General features: G+C 55.1%; 3 protein-coding genes. 2 read left to right on the forward strand and 1 reads right to left on the reverse strand.

Features of this window, described 5'->3' with window-relative positions; all coding sequences use genetic code 11:
- Nucleotides 1-252: 252 nt before the first annotated feature.
- Nucleotides 253-1,218 carry a tRNA dihydrouridine synthase gene (locus HMPREF2726_RS09230; protein WP_009312137.1) on the reverse strand — a complete coding sequence of 322 codons (966 nt, stop codon included), beginning with the start codon at nucleotides 1,216-1,218 and terminating at the stop codon, nucleotides 253-255.
- 156 nt (nucleotides 1,219-1,374) lie between these two features.
- Between HMPREF2726_RS09230 and HMPREF2726_RS09235 the strand changes: the two genes are divergently transcribed.
- Both HMPREF2726_RS09235 and HMPREF2726_RS09240 read left to right on the forward strand, forming a co-directional pair.
- On the forward strand, nucleotides 1,375-2,928 hold the full coding sequence (locus HMPREF2726_RS09235; RefSeq protein WP_009312138.1) for a glycosyltransferase family 2 protein: 1,554 nt from the start codon (nucleotides 1,375-1,377) through the stop codon (nucleotides 2,926-2,928).
- A gap of 164 nt (nucleotides 2,929-3,092) precedes the next feature.
- On the forward strand, nucleotides 3,093-3,854 hold the full coding sequence (locus HMPREF2726_RS09240; RefSeq protein WP_009312139.1) for an endonuclease/exonuclease/phosphatase family protein: 762 nt from the start codon (nucleotides 3,093-3,095) through the stop codon (nucleotides 3,852-3,854).
- Nucleotides 3,855-3,901: the final 47 nt, after the last annotated feature.

Raw genomic sequence — 3,901 nt, forward strand, 5'->3', positions numbered from 1 at the left:
TGAAGGCGATGTGTTTGAACCTGTTGAAAGCGGCCAACAGGCTAAGTGTGCCTGTTGCCACCTAAAAGGCGGCCCGGATGCCTGATTATGGGGCGTCCGGGGAGGATTAAGGGGGTGTTTGGGTAGAATCAGTGGATATTTGAAACGAAAACAGCCGAAAACCTGTGTTGGGGTTTCGGTTGTCGGAGGAAGGGCTTTTTTGCAAAGGTCTCAGGTCGTCTGAAAATATGTTTTCAGACGACCTCATCATTATCAGGCATTCATCTTGTCTTCAAATTCAGCCAAAATCCGCGCGACTTCTTCCGCGTCTTTGACCGCCCTTACCGCGTCAAACAATTCCTGCGCTTCTCCAAATTCTTTCTTCATCATGCCCAACCATTGTTTCAGGCGGGCGACGGGGTATTTGTTGTTCGCTTCTTTGGCGAGACACAAATGGAAAAATTGGTTTATCCACACCGAAACTTCGGCGAAATCGGTATCGCGGACGGTTTCACCGTTTTCGTATTGTTTGATTTGGCGCGCCAAATCGGGGCGGATGACGGCGCCGCGGCCGAGCATGACGCTGTTGCAGCCCGTCATTTCTTTAATACCGATATAGTCTTTGAGGCTGAACACGTCGCCGTTGGCGGTTACGGGGATGGCGACGTGTTCGCGGATTTTGCGTATCCATTCCCAATGCGCGGGTGGTTCGTAGCCTTCGACTTTGGTGCGCGCGTGTACGGTCAGGGCGCAGGCTCCGCCTTCGGCAATGGCGGCGGCACATTCGAGCGCGAGGCTTTTTTCTTCGTAACCGAGCCGCATTTTGCCGGTAAGCGGGATGTGTTCGGGCAGGCGTTGGCGCAAGGTTTTGACGATATGGTGGATGAGGTCGGGCTCTTTGAGCAGGACCGCGCCGCCTTTGTGTTTGTTGACCGTGGGGGCGGGACAGCCGAAATTGAGGTCGATTTTGTCCGCACCGAAGCGGACGGCTTCCAAGGCGTTGACCGCCATATTGTCGGCGTCGCTGCCCAAAAGCTGGACGGTACAGGGCGTGCCGGCAGGGGTCTTGTTGCCGTTGGCGATTTCGGGGGCGTATTTGAGCCAGGTGGAACGGGAATGGATGGTGTGAGTAATGCGGACGAACTCGCTGACGCATTCGTCGTAGCCGCCGATACGGGTCAGCAAATCGCGCATCACATCGTCCACCAGCCCCTGCATAGGAGCAAGGATAAGCTGCATATCGGAGGAGGTCGTCTGAAAAAAGGAAATGCGTATTGTAGCGGTATATCGGTTAAAATACACGCTTTCCACGAAGAACTGACCGCCGCCATTGCCGAACTGCCTTGATTTCCCGATTTTGATTTTTCAGACGACTCCTTTTCAGACGACCTCATCATGAACCCGAAAATTCCCGCCACAGCAGCCATGTTGGTTAAAAACTCGGAACGCTATCTGCACGAAGTTTTGACCGCGCTTCAAGACTTCGACGAAGTTTTGCTGCTCGACAACGGCTCGACCGACCGTACCTTTGAAATCGCCGAACGCTTCACCAACGTCAGTTATTACAAATACGACTTCATCGGCTTCGGACCGATGAAAAACCTCGCCGCCCGCCTCGCTCAAAACAATTGGATATTCAGCATAGACAGCGACGAAGTGGCAGATGGCGAACTGATTGCCGCCATCCGCAAAGCCGTGGCGGAAAACAAAGAACAAAACATCTTCTCGCTCTCGCGCCTGAACCACTACAACGGCCGCCTGATCAAAGCCTGCGGCTGGTATCCCGACATTATCCCGCGCCTTTACCACCGCCGGTTTACCCGTTTTTCCGACCGTCAGGTGCATGAATCGCTGATCTTGCCGCCCGATGCAAACGTCCGTCCGCTCGAAGGTCGTCTGAAACACTATTCCTTCGAAAACGCCGAAGGGCTGATTCAAAAAATGCAGCAATACAGCTCGCTCTACGCCGAAGAAAACCGCTACAAAAAAGACAGCTCGCCCTTCAAAGCCCTGTTGCACGGCAGCGTATCGTTTGTCAAAAACTACCTGCTCAAACGCGGTTTCGCCTACGGCGCGGACGGCTTGACCATTTCCATCGCCAATGCGCAAGGTTCGTACTACAAATATGTCAAACTTTACGAGCGCAACCGCAATATCAGCGTCGCCTTGATTATTACCACCTACAACCGTCCCGACGCGCTGGAGCTGGTTTTGAAATCCGCACTCGCGCAAACCCGCCTGCCCGACGAAATCATCGTCGCGGACGACGGTTCGCGCCAAGACACCGCCGAAGTCGTCGAGTTCATCCGCAGCCATACCGACATCCCCGTCAAACATTCTTGGCGGCCGGACGACGGCTTCCGTGCCGCCGAATCACGCAACCGCGCGCTGGCGCAGGCAAAAAGCGACTACGTCATCCTTATCGACGGCGACATGATACTCGACCCGTCCTTTATCGCCGACCATCTCAAGCTCGCACGCAAAGGCAGGCTGATACAGGGTTCGCGCGTCATCCTGACCCAAAGCCGCACCCAGGAAATTTTAGATTCCGGCGAATTGCCCGATTTGTCCGCGTTCAGCCAAGGCATAGAAAAACGCCTGTCCGCCCTGCGCTGCCGCAGCCTGTCCGCCCTGATCGGCAGACAAAGCAGCCGCAAACACAAAGGCATCAAAACCTGCAATATGGGCTTTTTCCGCAGCGATGCGTTGGCCGTCAACGGCTTCGACAACCGCTTTGTCGGCTGGGGACGCGAAGACAGCGAGTTCGTCGCCCGCCTCTTCCATAACGGCATGAAACGCCACAACCTCAAATTCGCCGGCATCGCCTACCACCTTTGGCATCACGAAACCGAACGCGACGCCCTGCCGCAAAACGACGCCCTGCTCAAAGCCACGCTGTCCGAACAAAAAATCCGCTGTGAAGACGGCATGGACGAGTTCATAAAATAAATCGTTTTCTGCGCGTTTCCCCCTCAAACGTCGTCTGAAACCTTTCAGACGACGTTTTACCGTCAAGCAACCGTCCGCACATCAAATCTTTACGGAAACCAAACACTTGCAGTGTTATACTATCAATACAACGACAAACTACTCACACACTACGGTTACACATCATGCCCCCCCGCCCGATTACCATCACCTCATACAACATGCACAAAGGCATGTCCGCGCTCAACCGCAAAGTCCAAGTGGACAGCATGGCGGAAGAGCTTCGCGGCATAGGCTCGGATGTCCTGTTTTTACAGGAAGTGCAAGGTCAACACCTGACCCGCAGCAGCAGGCTGCCCGATTTTCCCGAAAAACCGCATTACGATATCCTCGGCGACCGCCTTTCCTACAACCGCAGCTACGGCAAAAACGCCGTATACCCGCAGCGCCACCACGGCAACGCCATCCTCAGCCGCCTGCCGCTGGAAACCCGCCACAACCTCAACATCAGCGTCAACAAACTCGAACAGCGCGGCGTACTCCATTGCGAAGTCCTGCCCGAAGGCTGGGAAACCCCGCTCGTCTGCCTGTGCGCCCACCTCAACCTGCGTGAACCCGACCGCGCCAAACAATACCGCGCCATCTTCGAATACGTCGTGCATCACATCGACCCGCAAAGCCCGCTGATTCTCGCCGGCGACTTCAACGACTGGCGGCAAAAATCCGCCCTGTCCTTAGGCAACGCCTTGAACCTGAACGAAGTATTCGTGGACAGCAACGGCAAACGCCCCAAAACCTTCCCCGCCCGCCTACCCGTCCTCAGCCTCGACCGCGTCTATACCCGCAACTTGGAAGTCTTAGACTCCCAAATCCACAACGGCAAAAACTGGCAACGCCTCTCCGACCACTTGCCCTTAAGCGTCAAAGTCAGACCCAAACTGCCTTGACCGCACCCATGCCAAAGGTCGTCTGAAAACTGAACTGGCCCCCAAAT

The sequence above is a fragment of the Neisseria sp. HMSC074B07 genome, from assembly GCF_001810355.1.
Lineage (GTDB): Bacteria > Pseudomonadota > Gammaproteobacteria > Burkholderiales > Neisseriaceae > Neisseria.

Bases quoted from the DNA above. Each gene is read 5' to 3' on its own strand.
- HMPREF2726_RS09230 (WP_009312137.1), bottom strand. From the start codon at position 1,218: ATGCAGCTTATCCTTGCTCCTATGCAGGGGCTGGTGGACGATGTGATG.
- HMPREF2726_RS09235 (WP_009312138.1), top strand. From the start codon at position 1,375: ATGAACCCGAAAATTCCCGCCACAGCAGCCATGTTGGTTAAAAACTCG.
- HMPREF2726_RS09240 (WP_009312139.1), top strand. From the start codon at position 3,093: ATGCCCCCCCGCCCGATTACCATCACCTCATACAACATGCACAAAGGC.